General features: G+C 46.5%; 17 protein-coding genes and 1 pseudogene. 3 read left to right on the plus strand and 15 right to left on the minus strand.

Features of this window, described 5'->3' with window-relative positions:
- Positions 1-47: 47 nt before the first annotated feature.
- Genes ABIE27_RS20820 through ABIE27_RS20865 form a run of 10 tightly spaced genes read right to left on the minus strand, consistent with a single transcriptional unit; the run spans position 48 to position 9,638 of the window.
- Positions 48-1,001: a class I SAM-dependent methyltransferase gene (locus ABIE27_RS20820; protein ID WP_429351390.1), complete on the minus strand. Its 954-nt coding sequence runs from the start codon at positions 999-1,001 to the stop codon at positions 48-50.
- A gap of 2 nt (positions 1,002-1,003) precedes the next feature.
- The gene (locus ABIE27_RS20825) at positions 1,004-1,855 is read right to left on the minus strand and encodes an FkbM family methyltransferase (RefSeq protein WP_161556935.1); all 852 of its coding nucleotides are present in this window, start codon (positions 1,853-1,855) and stop codon (positions 1,004-1,006) included.
- A 38-nt stretch (positions 1,856-1,893) separates the two neighbouring features.
- A complete protein-coding gene (locus ABIE27_RS20830; RefSeq protein WP_123064830.1) occupies positions 1,894-2,706 on the minus strand; it encodes an ABC transporter permease in 813 nt (270 codons plus the stop codon).
- Between the two features lie 4 nt (positions 2,707-2,710).
- On the minus strand, positions 2,711-3,520 hold the full coding sequence (locus ABIE27_RS20835; protein ID WP_161556934.1) for an ABC transporter permease: 810 nt from the start codon (positions 3,518-3,520) through the stop codon (positions 2,711-2,713).
- The gene (locus ABIE27_RS20840) at positions 3,498-4,502 is read right to left on the minus strand and encodes an ABC transporter ATP-binding protein (RefSeq protein WP_123064828.1); all 1,005 of its coding nucleotides are present in this window, start codon (positions 4,500-4,502) and stop codon (positions 3,498-3,500) included. The genes ABIE27_RS20835 and ABIE27_RS20840 overlap by 23 nt, the downstream gene beginning before the upstream one ends.
- Before the next feature lie 32 nt (positions 4,503-4,534).
- Positions 4,535-5,713, minus strand: coding sequence for a radical SAM/SPASM domain-containing protein (locus tag ABIE27_RS20845; RefSeq protein WP_123064827.1), 1,179 nt, complete (start codon positions 5,711-5,713; stop codon positions 4,535-4,537).
- Positions 5,714-5,755: 42 nt separating this feature from the next.
- A complete protein-coding gene (locus ABIE27_RS20850; RefSeq protein WP_123064826.1) occupies positions 5,756-6,844 on the minus strand; it encodes a radical SAM protein in 1,089 nt (362 codons plus the stop codon).
- A 27-nt stretch (positions 6,845-6,871) separates the two neighbouring features.
- On the minus strand, positions 6,872-7,987 hold the full coding sequence (locus tag ABIE27_RS20855; protein ID WP_123064968.1) for a UDP-glucuronosyltransferase: 1,116 nt from the start codon (positions 7,985-7,987) through the stop codon (positions 6,872-6,874).
- A gap of 44 nt (positions 7,988-8,031) precedes the next feature.
- Positions 8,032-9,390, minus strand: a complete 1,359-nt coding sequence (locus tag ABIE27_RS20860; protein WP_123064825.1) for a hypothetical protein — start codon at positions 9,388-9,390, stop codon at positions 8,032-8,034.
- A complete protein-coding gene (locus ABIE27_RS20865; protein WP_123064824.1) occupies positions 9,387-9,638 on the minus strand; it encodes an acyl carrier protein in 252 nt (83 codons plus the stop codon). Before ABIE27_RS20865 ends, ABIE27_RS20860 begins: the two co-directional genes overlap by 4 nt.
- Positions 9,639-9,691: 53 nt before the next feature.
- On the opposite strand from ABIE27_RS20865, the gene ABIE27_RS20870 reads away from it, so the two are divergent.
- Positions 9,692-9,991 (plus strand): hypothetical protein, encoded by a 300-nt coding sequence (locus ABIE27_RS20870; protein ID WP_161556933.1) that lies wholly within the window; start codon positions 9,692-9,694, stop codon positions 9,989-9,991.
- A 155-nt stretch (positions 9,992-10,146) separates the two neighbouring features.
- Here the strand turns inward: ABIE27_RS20870 and ABIE27_RS20875 are convergent, their stop codons facing one another.
- Genes ABIE27_RS20875 through ABIE27_RS20885 form a run of 3 tightly spaced genes read right to left on the minus strand, consistent with a single transcriptional unit; the run spans position 10,147 to position 12,981 of the window.
- The gene (locus ABIE27_RS20875) at positions 10,147-11,202 is read right to left on the minus strand and encodes a hypothetical protein (protein WP_123064823.1); all 1,056 of its coding nucleotides are present in this window, start codon (positions 11,200-11,202) and stop codon (positions 10,147-10,149) included.
- A 49-nt stretch (positions 11,203-11,251) separates the two neighbouring features.
- Positions 11,252-12,742, minus strand: coding sequence for a class I adenylate-forming enzyme family protein (locus ABIE27_RS20880; protein WP_429351391.1), 1,491 nt, complete (start codon positions 12,740-12,742; stop codon positions 11,252-11,254).
- The gene (locus ABIE27_RS20885) at positions 12,742-12,981 is read right to left on the minus strand and encodes an acyl carrier protein (RefSeq protein ID WP_161556932.1); all 240 of its coding nucleotides are present in this window, start codon (positions 12,979-12,981) and stop codon (positions 12,742-12,744) included. The genes ABIE27_RS20880 and ABIE27_RS20885 overlap by 1 nt, the downstream gene beginning before the upstream one ends.
- Before the next feature lie 228 nt (positions 12,982-13,209).
- Between ABIE27_RS20885 and ABIE27_RS20890 the strand changes: the two are divergent.
- Positions 13,210-13,330: pseudogene (locus ABIE27_RS20890) on the plus strand (IS256 family transposase); the annotation flags it as partial.
- A gap of 442 nt (positions 13,331-13,772) precedes the next feature.
- On the opposite strand, the gene rlmD reads toward ABIE27_RS20890, so the two are convergent.
- Positions 13,773-15,497 carry a 23S rRNA (uracil(1939)-C(5))-methyltransferase RlmD gene (gene rlmD / locus ABIE27_RS20895; protein ID WP_429351392.1) on the minus strand — a complete coding sequence of 575 codons (1,725 nt, stop codon included), beginning with the start codon at positions 15,495-15,497 and terminating at the stop codon, positions 13,773-13,775.
- Between the two features lie 146 nt (positions 15,498-15,643).
- Complete coding sequence (locus ABIE27_RS20900; protein WP_090923311.1) at positions 15,644-16,528, minus strand: diacylglycerol kinase; 885 nt, start codon at positions 16,526-16,528, stop codon at positions 15,644-15,646.
- Between the two features lie 565 nt (positions 16,529-17,093).
- Between ABIE27_RS20900 and ABIE27_RS20905 the strand changes: the two genes are divergently transcribed.
- Complete coding sequence (locus ABIE27_RS20905; protein ID WP_429351419.1) at positions 17,094-17,792, plus strand: NPP1 family protein; 699 nt, start codon at positions 17,094-17,096, stop codon at positions 17,790-17,792.
- The last annotated feature ends 17 nt before the right edge of the window (positions 17,793-17,809 follow it).

Genomic DNA, 17,809 nt, shown 5'->3' on the forward strand with positions numbered 1-17,809 from the left:
AGAGTTTTCAGACACGACCTAAAATTATTGTCGATATTACAGCTCGATTACCTCTTAACAAGGTTCATCATACGGTATTGCCGCGTTCCAGCCTTCATCTCTTCATATTTCTTCGAGCCGGGCAATGCGATGAAATCATGAATATCTCCAATATTCGTGCTCGCTTTGGCGTTGCTCGCAATCCCTTGTGTGCCAGTACGCTGCTTCGCACTCTCATCACATGATAGAAGAACATTCGAAGTCACATCCTGATTGCGGATTACAGACAGGCCTGCTTCCTCTAACAGCCTGACGTTCTGTGCTACCCCATCTGCCTGCATCAGCTCCGTATACAGAAATACACCGCCAACTCTCATGATCCGGTACACCTCATCATAGAATCGTGATCGGTTCGGATAGGCATGTGCGGATTCTATATTTAACACCACATCGAAGCTCTCGTCTGCAAACGGTATATTCTCCGCATCGCCGACGAGATAAAATAATTCCCCTTCTCGGGATTTGGCATTGCAATAGGCAATATTCGCCGGGCAGATGTCGAGACCGACAGTAGACAACGGCTTGAAATATTTAGACAGAGCTGCTATATTCCCTCCCCTGCCGCATCCGATGTCGATCACCTGCCGCTCCCGAATCTCCGTCCTGCCCACTGTCTCAAGCAGCAGCTTGACTGAGTTTCTATTCCATGCATCGCCCGGCTCGATCACCGCATGTTGCTCACTCCCGTCCGGGACGTAACCATAATTTAAGAAGGTGGCGAATCGGCCTATACCGGACAGCGCAAGGGAGTGCGAAATCTCGCTATAATCCCGAATTTCAGCCTCTTTCCGGTTCCATTCGGAAGGGTGGGTAACCTGCTCACGCGGGTCGAGCATCGATACATAACGATCATCGATCGTATATACCGCATCGCAGCTGCAGCATTGCATCAACGCCTCCGACTGGACCAGCACACCCTTGCAGCTGGAGCATACCAACCTTGCATGCAGATGCTGTAGCATGGCTATCCCCCAGCCGATATATGCATTTGATTTAACGCGTACACATTAAAATAATCGGGGATATTCAAGTCTTCGTAGTAATCGATCAAGACATTGAAGCCGTTGGTTCGGAAGATGTTCTCAAGCCTGCTGATCTGTTCTCCGTCCAGTCCGTGTACCTCCATTACAATTTGCCTGATTTTACCCCAATCCTCTGGCTCTATGCCTTCCAGGACCTCAAATTCACTTTTTTCCACATCGATTTTGAGCAGATCAATGGCGTTCATATCGTAATAACGAATCATTTCAGAGATCGTAGTTAGCTTGCATCGATGGATTTGTTCATTCAGAAACTTCGGCGACATAAGTTGATCCACAAACCGGTTTAGCATGCGCGGGTCGTCGAAATGATCCCGGTAATGGTTGATTAACCCGTATCGGAGATCCTGATCGTGGTTCTCCCGGTATTTGATCTGTACAGAATCCGTGGACATCGTAGGAAAATAGGCAAACTCCGCTTCCTTAATCTCATTGGAAAGTCCGACGTTAACCGTTGTTACGCGAGGCAGCGAGTTCGTATTCATCTCCAAGAGCTTAAACGTCGGAGGCAGTGGCTCAAAGGCATATACCCTGCAGTTGCTCTTGCTACTGACATACAGGGTGAACATGCCGATATTTGCCCCGACGTCCATGACCGTGCCATGATCCGGAAGCGTAATCCCGTGCTTGAAATACATCTCCTTCTGGAAAATCTCGTTGTAGAGGAACTCGGTCTCGCCTTCGTTGTTTTGATAGATTTCGATCCCGTTGTGCAGCCGCTTCTTGGCAGTAGCCTCTGTCTGCGTCGAAAAGCTCTTGTACTCCATCCTGCTCATCCACTTCACCCTCTCAACCATTTGTTATTGGCATTTCTCTAACTGCTGGCGCTCTCATAGTGTCTGACGGCCAGCTTCCAGAACAGCCTAACCACTACAAGCGATATCACAGGAGCTACAAAAATCCATATCCCAAGGAAGAAGTCCAAGCGGTCGATCAAATAAACCGACGGCATGTTGGTAATAAACAAGATAGGCACGACATACAGTCCTATTCTTTGCAGCCATTTGGGGTATATGTACATTGGCATATTGTTAAAATCCCAACATTTGTCAATTATATCGAAGATCGAACCGGACTTCACCGTCCAGAAAGCAAGTATTTGCGGAAGCAGAAGCACCGAGTAGGTCACGATCGTGCTGCTCAAGATCACGCCGATATATCCGGCCACGTGGATGAAGCTTGGCTCGATGCCAAGCCGCCGCCAAGCCACTACGATCATCGTGATCCCGGCGATCAGGTTCGGAATCGGAAACGCGTAGTTAACGTTTCGGAATGAAATCATGAACTGCAGCGATAGCGGCTTCGTCATATACAAGTCCAGCGTTCCGTTGCGGATATGGCCGGAAAATCTATAAAAGTTATCCATAAACAATCCTGTATAGATTGCGATCATAATCGTATAGGTCCCGGTGAAGATCATCATCTGGTCAGGAGAAATTCCATTAATTTCGATCCCCAGCTGGAAAACGAAGATGACATAGATCAGCTTGGAAAACAGAAATACGGTCTCCATGATCAAACCGGAGTAGAAATTCGCTTTGTATTCCATATAACCGACCAAACTGTTCTTTGCGAAAATAAAAAACATACGTACGTGCTTCCGAATCTCACTCAAGCGGATACTCACAGACCTAACCTCCAACGGCTACATATTTCTTCATCCCGGAATCCCAAGCCAACTTGGAAATGACCAAAAGCACCGTTACCCAAACCGCCTGCAAGAGGAGCCCGCTCACGATCTCATGAACCGCCAAGCTCCCGAGGATGATCTTAACCGGGAAGAATACGACATACTGGAACGGTAAATAGCTGGAGATTGTGGCAAACGTATCTCCGAAAATATTAAGCGGAAAGATGGCGCCGCTGAGCAGATAGACGCCTTGGTTGAACGCGATATACACGCCCCAAACCTCAGTAATGATGAACGCGAGCGCACTAATCGAATAAAACAGCAGGAAGTTGATGAGCATTCCGAACAAAATACTAACCAGGAACATAACAATCTGCCCCACTCTAAGCTGAAACCCCCAAATTTGAATAAACACGGTCATCAGTATGACGAATAAGACAAGGACGACCCCGGTCTGAACCGTTTTCTCACCGAAGAAATTGCATATCCGATAGCTGAAATAATGAATGGGCTGAGCGATAAATTTGCTTAGTCCGCCCGTCTTGATGTCATTCGCGATCTCCCCTTCGAAGCCGGCAGAAACCAGCTTGGAGACGACGCCGGACAACACGGAATAAATGATGATCTGTGAATACGTATAGCCGTTAATAATCTCTTGCGGCGAACTGCGGAACACAGCTGTCCAGAGGAAGCATTGGACGAGTATGATAAAGCCGCCGCTGATAATGCCCATCAGGAAATCGGTCCGGTACTCCATCGCGTTCTGAAGCGCAAGGATGTACGTCCTTTTATACTTCTGCAAGGCTTTCATGTCTGACCCCATCTTTCTGATATAAGCTTTCGATGCCTCGCTCGACAGGTATATCTTCAACTGTGAAATCGAGGATCGGGAACCGGTCCAGTATCATTTTGGAAAGCCGCTGGAGGTCATGCTTATCAATTTCCATGACGGCATTCATGCCGTCATGTTGAGTAATCGTGCCATAGTCGCTTAGCGCTTGCCTCGGCACTTCATCCGTAAATTGCAGCTTGATAATCTTTTTGGCATGCAACAGCTCGTTCACACGCCGAAGATCGCCGTCGTATACGATCCTCCCCTGATTGATGATGATCGCTCGTTTGCATAGATCCTCAATATCCGCCATGTAGTGGCTTGTCAGAATGACTGTTGCCTTCGTCTGCTCGTTATAATACTTCAGAAACTCCCGAATGCGCTTCTGCGAGATCAGATCGAGTCCGATTGTAGGCTCATCCAGGAAAATCACCTTGGGCCGATGAATGAGCGACGCAATAAGTTCCATCTTCATCCGTTCCCCCAGCGAGAGTCTCCGCACCTGAATATTAAGCAGGTCTTTAACGTCAAGCATCTCCGTAAGCTCATCCAGAACAAGGTTGTAGGGTTTATCCTCGACCTCATAGATGCATTTGTTCAGGTACAACGATTCGTTCGCCGGTAAATCCCACCACAACTGTGATTTCTGCCCCATCACGATCGAGAACTGCATCTTGAATTCTTTTTTTCGTTCCCAAGGGACATAGCCCAATACCGTCGCTTGCCCGCTTGTCGGATACAAGATGCCGGACAGCATCTTAAGCGTAGTTGTTTTGCCGGAACCGTTCGGGCCTAAAAATCCGACCATCTCACCCTGCTCGATTACAAGGGATATTTCGCTAACCGCTTCTTTGATCAGTGATTTCCGCCTCACTAAATTTTTGAGCGATTTTTTGAGCCCCAGCTCTTTCTCGTAATACTTGAAGCTTTTGGATAACCCCTCCATCTGGATAATACTCACTTACGCACCTCATTTATGTGAATTTAGAATCGTTATACACCGTGCAAATGCAAGACACTGCACTTGGAACATGCCGGTGTCAGTCTTTCGTCCATCATTTCCCTTATCCTTCTGTAGGTCATGCTATGCCATAATTCCTGTACAGACGTATCATGTAATTTGCCGATCTCGAACTCCTTGAAGAATTTGCATGCGATAATCGTTCCATCGGGCGTAATGTCCATCCGGTTCGAGAGAGCCAGGCACTTCTTGTTCATCGTGCCTTTACCCCTCACCTCTTTGCCGAGCACGAAATCTTCAATCTGGTCTTGATCCAGATTCGGCTGGTAGCGTAAACGCATTTTCCAGACCCGATTATTCACCCGGTCCAACTCGCTCATCAAAGCAGGGATACGCTCCGGATCGAGCTTGTAGTTAAAGGCGTGCCAGCTTCGTTCGCCCTTGTGCTCGCTCGCCGGAAGGAAGTCGAACTTCTGGTCAAAGTAATTGTCCATTCCCTGCGTGCATTCCTCCGAGATGTACCACGGGAAGCAGACCATGACCATATCTACACCGACGCCCTCCAGAAAGTCCAGCAGATCGTAAAGCTTGTCAGTCATACCATCGTTAACGACGGTATGGATCGTAATTTTGCCCTTGAACCTTTTTTCCTTGCGCAGCTCGACCAGCTTCCGGATCGCATCTATCGCCTTGTTGAATACCCCTTTGCCGCGAAGCGCATCATTCTCTTCTTCGAATCCATCAAGCGCAATGAGCAGTTCCAGGTTGTCGGAGATTCTCAGCAAGGCGTCCAGCTTTCGCTCGATCAGCACCGCGTTCGTGCAGATCGTCGTCTCACGAGGATGGGCTTCAAGCAAATCGGCCAAACGGTCGAAATGGCTGTATACAAGCGGCTCGCCGCCCCAGATATAGAGTCTCGACTTGGCCGGTTCCGTCTCGAGGATTAGCTTCTCCAGCAACCCGTAGTCGAGCTGTTCGCGTTGCTGCTCCGGTGTCATGAAGTGATGGTAGCCGGTGTCGTTCCATTGATAGCAATGTTTACAGCGCAAGTTGCATTGGTTCGTCAGTTTAATCCCGACCGACTCTGGCAACGGTGTCGCGTAACCCGCTATTTTCTCCATGTTCCGCTTGGTTTCCACCGTATTCTTGATCGTACGTTTCAATATTTGCAGATCCTTTGCGGAATGCTTAATCTCAGATTTCGGATTCATATCAACACACCCTTCTTAAACGTAATAGGCCATTCACATGAATCAGTAGATATAATACCTTGAACAAGCCGTACAAATCGGAAGCATATTTTTTTTCATATACGCGCGATACTCTTTGTAATTGTCACTGCGCCAGATATCCAGCAAATTCTCTTCGTTCACGTTGCCGAAGGTCAAATCATAGAAGGCATGGCAGGGCGAAACGTCGCCCCTTGCCGTAATCTCCGCATAAGTCCATGGAAGGGAGCAGCGTTTTCGTTTATCCGCCATCTGATGGAATTGTCCCGAGAAATAGTTGTGCAAATTCACTTCATCTATCGTCTTCGGATAGGTAATCACATCGATACTGTTTTTCAAGCAATAATCTTTAACATTAATAAGCTGTCTCGTCAATTCGGGAATATCGATCTGGCTGAATGAACTGATGTCTTTCCAGACCATCCCCTTGGCATACGGAGCTTCATGCACACCGAATTCCTCACGAAGAACCTCCACATATTGGGCATGCTGCTCTTCGGTGGCATAGAGCTGCACTTCCATGCTGATATGGTCCAACATTGACAAGTCGATATGCTTAAAGAAAAATTCCTCGACGTACATATAGGTCAAGGGCGTAATGATAAAGGATACACCCATTTTCGGAAATTGCTTGCCTTTGCTTTGCCGGAGCTCATAAAGCTTCTCGATTCCTTTGATTACTTTCTTGAATACGCCTTTGCCCCTCTGCCTGTCGTTGATTTCCTCAGGGCCGTCGAGCGACACCCAGATCTTATTAGGCGGAGTCTCGACTAACATCTCGGCATGCTTCTCAAGCAGTGTGCCATTCGTGGGGAAGTCCGCTATGCTTCCATAATGATTGATCATGGCGAGAATATCGCTCAGCCAAGGGTACATCAGCGGCTCGCCGCCGAAGAAATCGTAATACGGCTTGCCGGGGCTGCATTCGATGATGATCTTTTTGATCAGCTCCGGGTCCAGCTGCGCTAATGTTTTTTTGCTTTTGTAGGGCCCTTCGAGTCCCCATTCATAACACATTTTACATCGCAAATTGCACTCCTCTAGCAACTGCAAGACGATCCATCTCGGATAGCTTACCGTATCCTTGGCAACACTCAATTGATTTAAGCTCATCGCATAACCCCTTCTGCCATTGATATCTTAGCTCTTCGTTAACGCAACCCTTGAACAATAGTGATCCACATAATTCGTCCGTTCACCGGGTCTGTTCTTGATCGCTTGATGCATCTCCTTAAGGATATCTACAGAAAAATCCATCTCTCGCCACTTCTCGTAGCGTATTCCGAACCCAAGCGACTCCCATAATTCCAGATTGCTAAGCTCATGACTGCCGAACGGCTCCAGAAGAATAAGAGGGGTTTCGGAGGCAAGCGAGTCGATCAATGTGCCCGCTCCCGGCTTGGCTACGATAGCCATCGCATCAGAAGCGACGTCAAATAACCAATGATGATCAGCCTCAGCGGTATATGAATTCGTATCTTCTCCTGCTATTTCAATGTATGGCGGAAATTCGTGCAGACCGTTCGCGCTCTTCACCCAAGAACACCATTCCGGATCGTTCATCCAATATCGGTGCTCGGGATCGGGCTTCGCTTCCTTCCAGTCGTAAGCTACAATATCAAGCCCATAGTTATGACTCGAAAGCTCTGGAATTGTATTTTGATAAGTGCCCATCCCCCAGCCGCCACCATGAACAACAAGCCGCCGCTTCCTTGATTCGAAAGGCAGTGTCGTACCAGGAAGAACCGGGATTTCGTATCGAATCGCCATCTTATCGGTGTCATAGAGACAAGCATTGTAATAATGCTCGTCATACCGGGGATGAAACTTCTTCAGGCTCTTCCAGGACGGAGCCAGATCTGAATCGACGTAGAGCAGGTCTACATGAATTGGATTCGGCAACATCTTCTCCCTATACAAATCCAGAATATAGATCCAGTGTCCGGATAGCGATATGAATTCGTAGCGTTCTTCCGCTTTCCACGTCTCCAGCAATAGCTCAACCTGGGCATAATCTATACTATTGCGGATATCCATCGGCATTCGGGCCGAAATATTGGCAAGTGCGAAATTATTGTGGTAAGCCGTCCTGCTATCTGCAATATGCTCCCTCTTGTCGTGCTCCAAATAGCTTTCGAACACGAGCGCTTCCGTCGCGATATCCCTTTTCCCGAACTCGCTTGCAGCTAACAGGCCGGGAATATAGAACCCCAGACCGAAACCCGAGCATAGAATCGTTACTTTACGCTTCCCCATAAACTCTCTTCCTCCATCCATGGTTTCAAGCACTTCGGAATGCATCAGGGGGCGATCTTGAAGGATAACGACAACAGAACCTCCTTAAGTTTCGCGGACAATCGTTCGTTATCCCCTGTCCCCTCGATCAGCGAATAATACAATCTGCCCTTCACTTGCTTATTCCGGATCCCCTTGCACTCGCTGACGACCTTGTTAATAAAGAGTGTATTCGCGCTTAACGGTAGCATGCCAAACCCTTGATCAGGCTTATATAGAACACCCTCGCGGTCCAGCGATTCCAGCAATTGATCGAATGATACATCCCCTGCAAACTGTAAGGTGGCATGTGTCATACTCCCGGCCGCACCGTGCTTCTCGAGATACCGGTCAACGTAATGCTTGATCAGACTCATCGATCTTCTTGCATTGACCTCAACAATCGGAACGATGCGTCCGTCTCTTAGCAACATCGAATCAACGCATACGTCGCCGTGATAACCCGACTGATAAAGCTCGCGGGCTACCAGCTTCATTACATCAAAGTACTCCGCTTCGTGCAGCGTATGAAGCAGCCTGTCATCGGCTGTATAGGAGCCTTGGTAAGCGAATTTGTGATTGACCAATTGCTGCACAGAGACATGCCGGTACGTACCGTCCGGATCGATGTGGAATTGGCAAGAGAAATCCAGCTCTTTGAGGAGGAACGGCTCAATAATAAAACGAACCGTTCTTCCCTTTCTACACTGACCGGCGAGATAAGAGGTGACCCGTTGCAGAATCGCTTCCGACTCGATTAGCAAATTCCCCTTCCCGGATACCCCAAACTCATCTTTGATCAGAAAGGGGCCTTGTTTCAGCAGAGCCAAGCCGGTTGACAGCAGCTCTTCGTAGGAATAGACCGTCTGGCTGTCACACTGAAGCCCAAGGCGACGGTTCAATTCGGTTGAATACAGCTTAGAATTAACCGTCTGAACCGTTTCGACAGCTGGACAATCCTGTTCCAGCCCGAAACGCGCAGCAACACGGTCCACTCCCGGAATGACCGCAAAGGGCGACAACCGGGCGCCGTTTAGCCAATCTGGATCTATGTCACCCACTTGATCAGTTGAGGTGAGCAGGTCGAATATATTGGCGGTTCTGCCTGCGCCTCCTCCATCAGGACTCTCAAGATCGGTTGAATTGGACAGAAATTTGAATCCGATCTCATGCAAATATGCTTTATGAGAAGCGTTCATTCGATATCGGGTAATGAGCCTATCCTGCGCCCCGCAAAAAGGGAAGAGCAGCTCATCCATGGCCATCACGACATTCTCCATTTCAGGATCGTGAACCGACGGCAGTTTGGCCTGATTAGGGTCGCGCCAGAAGCGTTCCGCGTCAAACATCCCGATAATGAGCTCGGACTTGCCTCTATCGTTCATACAGATGCCGTCTTCTGCAGCTCCGAGATATAATTGCAGAAGATTGTAACCGATTCCATGCAATCGAAGTCGAATTGTTCAAAATCGATTTCAATGCCGAAGTGCTCCTCCACCTTCAATAAGAAAGTAATTAGCTGTAAAGAGTCCATTCCCCCGTCTTCCATGATGCTGGAATGCCCGTTCAAGCTGTTTTCCAGCTGGGCGTCATCCTTGACTTCGCTTATCATCGCTATGATCTGTTCTTGCATAAGTACCTCCCGTTTAATGGATATATTGAGCCTGGTAATAATGGATCGTTCTAGTGAGTGCATTATGCAAACTGATCGCCGGTTCCAAGTCCATGATGGTGGCTTCCGGCAGATTCTTCAAATTAACTGGCTGTTCATACGTAAGGTTGTTGAACGGTGCGTTGCTCCCAAACGAAACAGGTATGGTTCTAGGCATGAATCACAAGATGTCGGGTCAAATACTAGGAGAGATTCTTGAGGTGAGTGGATTCGCTGTGGTTGTGCCGGAAAAAAAGAGCTTGAAGCAATGCGGATCGTTGAAAGACAAGACGGCAATAGGCCATCATCAAACGGAATCTTTAGGACAAAAGTAACGGTTTGGCTTACTCAATACGCTGTATCGCAACGATTATAAGCTAGGCATCACTCCCTCCACAAATATGCCCCGATCACCACCGGCTTCGGGCTAAGGCTTCTATTCGGGTGCAAGAAGAGATATCCACAACTAACATCATCTGCTCCTTCAACATTACTGAATGCCTACCTTCTTCAGCCATCGTTCAAGGAATATGGATTCTTCATTTTCTATACTCGTAATCAGCGTTTGAAAACTTTCGGAAATACTCGTATCCCTTGTCAAATTATATTTCATCGCTACATTCACAAGTATCTTTGCCTTAAGTTCAATGGCTGTGAATTCATCTATATGCTCTTGATTTAATTGAATGAAATGCCGATTATCGTACAAGTACTTGAGTCTTAGCGTCATTAACTTCTTATGATCATAAAGTAAATGAAAGGGTCTTATATCAAGCATAGCCTTCTGTTCCGATGTCTCTTTCGCATAATTTAATAGAGTTGTGTATATTTGCATGCCGAAGTCAAGATTATGCCTGTCGCCCCCATAGTTGAACATCTCCCAATACTCCGGCGTTTTCTTAGTGAAATAATTTCTTATAGAATTCACTAAGGTATCTGCACTGAATTTATCCTGATATTGATCATTGAATGTATACAGATAAACCATTTCTCTAAGATAATCATGATTGGTTGTTAGATGATTCGTGTCGAACGCAAGCTTGAAATCAGTAAATGATATCTCAGCCTGACTATACACGCCGTTCTTAAAGAAATCGGAAACATACAATATCTCTCTATCCAAATCATATCCGTAAACAAATATGTCATGATGCAATTGAAGTTTATTGTAGCGATCGCTTAGGGGCACGTAGAAATAATTGACCATGGTGTGGACATAGCTATTCGCATTAATATTTTCTATAATAAAATGAATAACCGAGTCCCATTTCGTTGTTACCGTATCTCTATGTATCTTTTGAGTAGTAATCCATTTGCACGAATCCGAAGGCCGCAGCTCATAAGTCACAGGGAAATAAAAATCTCCCCAATGATGTTTATAATCTTTGTTAATAAATAATTGGATATAATTGCTGAATATCCATGGATGAGCGCACTCGTAATGGGTAAGTATGGACAAGAGATGAGCATGTTGCGTATAGGTTGTAATCATCGGATAACTGACCGGCAATATTTTTCTGCCTAACGTTTGAGTTGAATTCTTCAACCTTTCGTTCACCCCTGGTTATTTGGTTAATTGGCTTAAGGATTCCGAATCAGTATATCTCATTTAGCAATAAGCGCTTCGTACTTGCCCTGTCCAGTTTTCCTGTTTTTGTTTTTGGAATGTTATCGATAATCCTCCATTGTCTAGGCACTTTATACGATGACAAATGCAAGTTGCAATGTCGTGCCAGTGCATCTATATCAACCAGGCATTCATTAAAAACTTTCAGAAATGCGATGGGCACTTCGCCTAACAGATCATCGTGTACACCAACAACCATGACCTCCTCCACTTCTTTCAAACCGTATAAAAATTCCTCGATTTCTTCCGGATAGATATTGATACCGCCGGATATAATGATATTCTTCTTTCGGCCTGTGAGTATAAGACACCCTGATTCATTCCAATATCCCAAATCTCCTGTCTTTAACCAACCCTCAACAATGGTAGCGTTCGTTAACTCCGGGTTTTTGTAATAACCGAGCATCACATTCGGGCCCTTGACCCAAATTTCTCCGATAGCTGCTCCTTCAACCTCATTCTCTTCTCCGTCAACAAGACGAATAGAAACGTCATTGATGGGTGTTCCACAGGATAAGCAGCGCTCTCCCCGTTCCATCATGCTCACCCGCGGAGAAGCTTCGGTCAATCCATAGGTTTGAATAATGTCCGCGTGAGGAAAGACAGTCTGAAGATGGTCACCTAATTTCGCGGGAATCGCCGCACCGCTAATCACAATAAATTCAATTGCATCAAAGGCACTCCAGTTCTTTGTCTGATGAAAATCGGAAACAAAGTGCATCAATTGCGTAGGCACCGCTGAGAATGCCGTGACCGCCTTATTCTGAAACAATTTAAACGCTGTGCGCGGCAGCAATGGCAAGCTGATAAGTTTAATTCGGGTTCCATATAACATGCAAGAAATCAATTGCGTGACAATCGTAGAACTGAAATGAACGGGCATCGTTACAAGAAACGAATCTTGATCCGTATACCCCACCTTTCCGCCATGTGCCAACGCATTCGTTAATACATTCCAATGGGATAACATAACGATTTTAGATTTTCCGGTTGTGCCCGATGTAGGAAGGAGAATCGCACATGGATTGGGATCGGACTGATTGGTTAACGAGATCGATTCGAACGAAGGCATTGGTTCTTGCGATAAATCCTGAGCGGTAACCCAAGGAATGTCGCAATTTAAATGAGCAGGCTGTGCAGATTTGCTGATAACCAATTTAGCGTCACTGGCATTTAAAATATTTTCAATTTCAGTATTGGATGCCGAGTAAGGAACCGGTACTAACACATAACCGCAGAATTGAATACCAAGCGCCGCAAAAATGAACAAGGGCTCATTATTTGTGTATAATGCAAGATGACTTCCGGGCTCAAGCTTAAAATTCTTATGGATATATAAAGCAATCAAGTAAGCTTCTGTCATCATCTCTGCGTAAGTCCACTGCTGCTTTAGATCTTCAAGGATAATATGATCTTGGCGATTAGAGGCCTCCAGAAATAGACGCTGAATGATCGTCATCATAGCGTTTTCTCAGTCAAATAATTAAGGATTAATCCAGCCGTGGAGAACTTCTCAAATAACAGATCTTCATCAGGGACCGAGATGTTAAACTTCGATTCTACTAAAACAATAAGCTTGACGAAGCCTACTGAATCGATCCCTTGGTCCAATAAACGGGTATCGTGGTCTTCCGGATACTCGATGTCCAGCTCAGCAAAAATTTCATCTCTCAAGATAGATTCTATCGATTTAGACATCATGTTTCCCCCGTTAGATAATCTTTAGAAAAAGGCTGATTAAAGAGGATAATATACGTGATAAGCAAGTGAGAGTAATTGTGAAGAAGAATAAGTTCATAAATATAGACAAGGTGAATTTGCACTGAAAGAGTTGTTTATAGAGTTGTATGCAGAGATGCTGCAATTCATGTTGGAGGCGGAGTATGACAAGATGCAGGACACAAAAAGCTTGACGCGAAGAGTACAACGACGGAAATAATTGAGGGTTACCATCGTCAACATCGCAAAGCCTAAAGAAAAAAGCATTTTCCCAAGCAATGAAGCGTTGCTGAAAATGCTCTACAAAACTACGATGAATGTCACTGGTTAATGGACAAGGCGTTTACAAAACTGGAGCTAAGTACCAACCTCTCCATTTTCTTCCTGGATGGGATCGAACTATATTGCATAAAGTTTTGCTTGGAGAGCGTTCACACTAGTAGATTTACAGCACCAAGCGATTGATATATTAAATATAATTACATATATGCCAATTGTCAACAGTTTTGAAAAAGGCCCGTATGCCCTCTGAAATTCCATTCGTCATTAGCTGTTTCTCTCATTTGTAATTGTTTCAAATGTGTATGGTAAAGGGACATGATTTCTCACCTGCTGACTAAGATTCCACCGCCACTTCTCGGTACACTTTTTAACAAGGTTATTTTTACAAAGGGCAGCCTACCACGACTTTTCATGAAATACAACAATAGCCCGAACTTTAGAAGCTTCGGGCTAGTTAGCTATTTAAACAGGTACATGGGTCCAGGACACTACTCCCTAACCAACATCGCCACCGACTCCACATGTACCGTATGCGGGAACATATCCACCGGCGTTACCTCCACTGTACGATAACCGCCATCCTCCAGCACTCTTAAATCACGTGCCAGCGTACTCGGATTACAACTCACGTACACCACGCGTTCCGGCTTCATTTCTAGGATGGTATCGAGCAGACGCGGGTCGCAACCTTTGCGCGGTGGGTCGACGACGATAACGTCGGCTTCGATGCCTTGTTCTTTCCAACGCGGGATGACGTCCTCGGAGGCACCCACTTCGAACTTCACGTTCTTCATCTCGTTAAGCATCGCATTGCTGCGAGCATCCTCAATGGCTTCGGGCACAATCTCTACACCATACACCTGATCCGCATGTTGTGCCAAGAAAAGAGAGATCGTTCCGATGCCGCAATAGGCATCAATAACCGTTTCTTTGCCACTCAGTCCAGCGTATTCTACTGTTTTTCCATACAGTACTTCGGTCTGCACCGGATTGACCTGGTAGAACGAACGCGGAGAAATTGCAAATTGCACATCCCCGATATAATCATAGATCACATCCCGGCCCCACAGAACACGGGTCTCATCACCGAAAATAACGTTCGTCTGCTTTTTGTTCACGTTCTGGCAGATGCTCGCCACTTGCGGAATCGCTTCACGGATACTGCCAATCCACTCATCTTTGTGTTGAATATCCCGGCCATTCGTCACCAGAACGAGCATCATCTCGCCTGTACGGAACGCCTTTTTCACCACGACATGACGCAACAGGCCGCGGCCAGTTTCTTCGTTGTACGCACTGATGCCGAGGTGGCTGCCGATCTCCTTCACCTTCGCCACAACTTCGTCATTATGCTCGTGCTGAATAAGACAGGTTTCCATGTCGATGATTCGGTGACTTCCTTTGGCATAAAAACCACCCACCAAACCACCTTCGGTTACACCAATCGGCACCTGTGCCTTATTCCGGTAACGCCACGGCTCGTCCATGCCCATCGTTGGCAAGACACGAATCGCGTGTTCTGTATCTTCTTCGTTCATGACACCTTCAAGCCGCAGACGAATGCGATTACTCTCGTTGGCTTGCACAGTTTGTTCATCTATTTGTTCAACGAATGGAGATTGTTCCGCATGGGTTGCCTCAGTCTCATCCTCCACCAAAACATTCAACTTCCCGATCCGTTGCAAATTATCGATCACAAGCTGACGTTTCCACGCCAGTTGACCAGCGTAGCTCATATGCTGGATCTGGCATCCGCCGCATTGATCGTAGATCGGACATGGCGCAGATACACGATCAGAACTGGCTTTGACAATCTCAAGCAACTTGGCGTACCCGTATTGCTTCTTCGTTTTCATCACACGCACGCGCACAGTTTCTCCCGGAAGGGCCCCCTGCACAAACAGTGTGTATCCATCCGCACGGCCTACACCCTCACCGTCATGATTCATGCCAATGATCTCAATGACGGTTTCTTCATTTTTGCTAACAGGCAATCCTTCGATTGGTGCGGATTCACGTGTTCTGCCTTTGGAGCGCGCACCAGAAAGAGATGCATCGCGTGGCCGCACCTCTTTACCTGACTGACTTGTAGATGGACGAGTTGATTGACTTGATTGATTTGGCTGACGGGAAGCTGAAGCCTTCCCTTTTCCTTGAGGAGCAGCCGAATTCCGGCGGTTTTTTCCACGACCGCTGCGGTTCGTATTAGACAATGTATGTTCACTTCTTTCTTATATAGTACACCGCCTGCAATAACGGTGAGTTAAATTTGAGTTAATAAAAGAATTTCCTTCTTCACGCCAAAAATAACGTTCCAAAATTCTAACGAACCTCGGAGACGTTATTTTGGTGTAAAAACTTAACGGTGGAACAGTTGCAGATGATGCTTTAGATTCGTAAACGTCGCAGGCAACGTGCCGCCCAGCTCACCGTCCAGATTTAGTTGGACGTAACCTGGTGAATTGACTTCCATGTGATCCGTCTGGAAATGCACGACTTTTTTGTCGTTCAGATGCTCTCCGCGCAGCGCCAAAGTAACAAGGCGAATCATGTCTGCCAGGTTACACTTGCGCACACCAATGACATCGAATAACCCATCATCAATGGTCGCCCCCGGAGCCAGCTTCTCGAAGCCGCCGACGGAGTTCGTATTAGCAATGAGGAACAGCATGAATTCATCATGAATTTCTTCCTGACCATTCGCACGAATGATTAATTCCTGCGGGGACAGGCTTGCCATTTTCTCAATCCCCTTCATGTAATAGGCCAGTTGCCCGATCATCGTTTTCAAACGACTCGGCACTTCATAGGTCAGCTCGGTTAACGATCCACCACCGGCGATGTTGATAAAATACCTATCGTTCGCCTTCCCGAGATCCAGGGGACGTGTCTGCTGCTGAATGACCAGATCCACATAATCTTCCCATTGTCTTGGAATGCCGAGTGCACGAGCAAAATCATTGGTCGTCCCCAGAGGAAACACACCCAGCGGAGGGCGATTGTCCCGCTCAGCCATACCATTAATGACCTCATACAACGTACCGTCTCCGCCAGCAGCGATAATCATATCGTATCCGCGTTCAATCGCCAGTTCCGCTTCCCGGGTCGCATCGCCTTCCCCCGTTGTTGCGTGACAAGAAGCTTCAATACCGCCTTGGTCCAAACGCTGCAAAATATCAGCCAGTCGTTTCTTCATTTCTTCCCGGCCTGAAGTCGGATTATATATTAATCGAGCTCTTTTCATCTGATACGCCACCTATTCCACATTATCCATGAGTCCAATAACCTCATCTTCTTACGCTGCATCAGTCCACCAAGGGGCATCATTTAACTTAACACAACCATGAACTTTCGTTAATCCTGCCCAAACACTATATATAACTATGCCGGAGGAATGACGTCCCATTCCAAAAGCTATTGCTTCTATCATATCATCAATTGTAAAGATGTCCTAGCCTATTCCGGCCGTGATTTTTGCATAGATCCTAACACCCAAAGTCCCATACCCTAATAAACAAGTCAAAGTCATCTTGAAACTGATTTTTCCATCTTCTTTTGCAAAAAACTACTGATCTTCCATTCTGCCCGCTTGCACAGGAATTAATCTCCGTACTTTCTGCTGTCCACAACTAATTATATTATGACAAAAATATACAGCAAATTTACAAATCTCAATATAAAAATATAACCCGAATCAATATTTTTCCAGTACCATGGATATACAGAACGCATCCATACATAACTGGCCTCACTCTACTACGTTTACAAAGGAGAATTGCACAATGCAAAAAACCAAAAAACTCGTACTGATGCTAATGGTTACCCTCCTCGCCTATTTACCGATAGGCAGCGTTGCGGAAGCAGCCGTCATTAATCATGACCAGGTTGTCGGTTTTCAAGAAGTCACACCCGTAACAGCCACGCAAATCACAGCCAAACGTTTTCAACCTTTTCTGAAGGTTTACCATGGATGCGTGCCTTTCCCAGCCGTTGATGCACAAGGCAACACCAGCGCAGGCTTGGCAACGTCCGGATCACACAATGGCGGATGTAGCTCCAACCTGGGTCAGGTCTACTCCCGTTCCGCTTGGCATAATGGCGTGTGGGCAATCATGTACGCATGGTACTTCCCTAAAGATAACCCATCTCCGGGATTTGGACATCGGCATGACTGGGAAGGCATCGTCGTATGGGTAGACAACCCGGCGGTTGCCAATCCGAAAGTGCTCTCCGTCGCCTATTCCGGTCACGGCCAGTTCACGAACGTAGCTCCAAGCTCAAACAATATGCAGGGCGATCATCCGAAAATCTCCTATAATAGTACTTGGCCGCTCAACCACGAGCTGGGGGTAACCAATGTGGTCGGAGGAACTCAGCCGCTAATCGGTTGGGATGATCTGACTCCAGCTGCGCGTAATGCCCTGAATACAACGGACTTTGGCAGTGCCAATGTACCATTTAACGATAACAACTTCACGAACAATCTGAATAAAGCTTGGTTTAGATAATGGGTTGGATAAAAAAA

Origin of the sequence: Paenibacillus sp. 4624 (genome assembly GCF_050435065.1) — a bacterium.
GTDB lineage: Bacteria > Bacillota > Bacilli > Paenibacillales > Paenibacillaceae > Paenibacillus > Paenibacillus amylolyticus_D.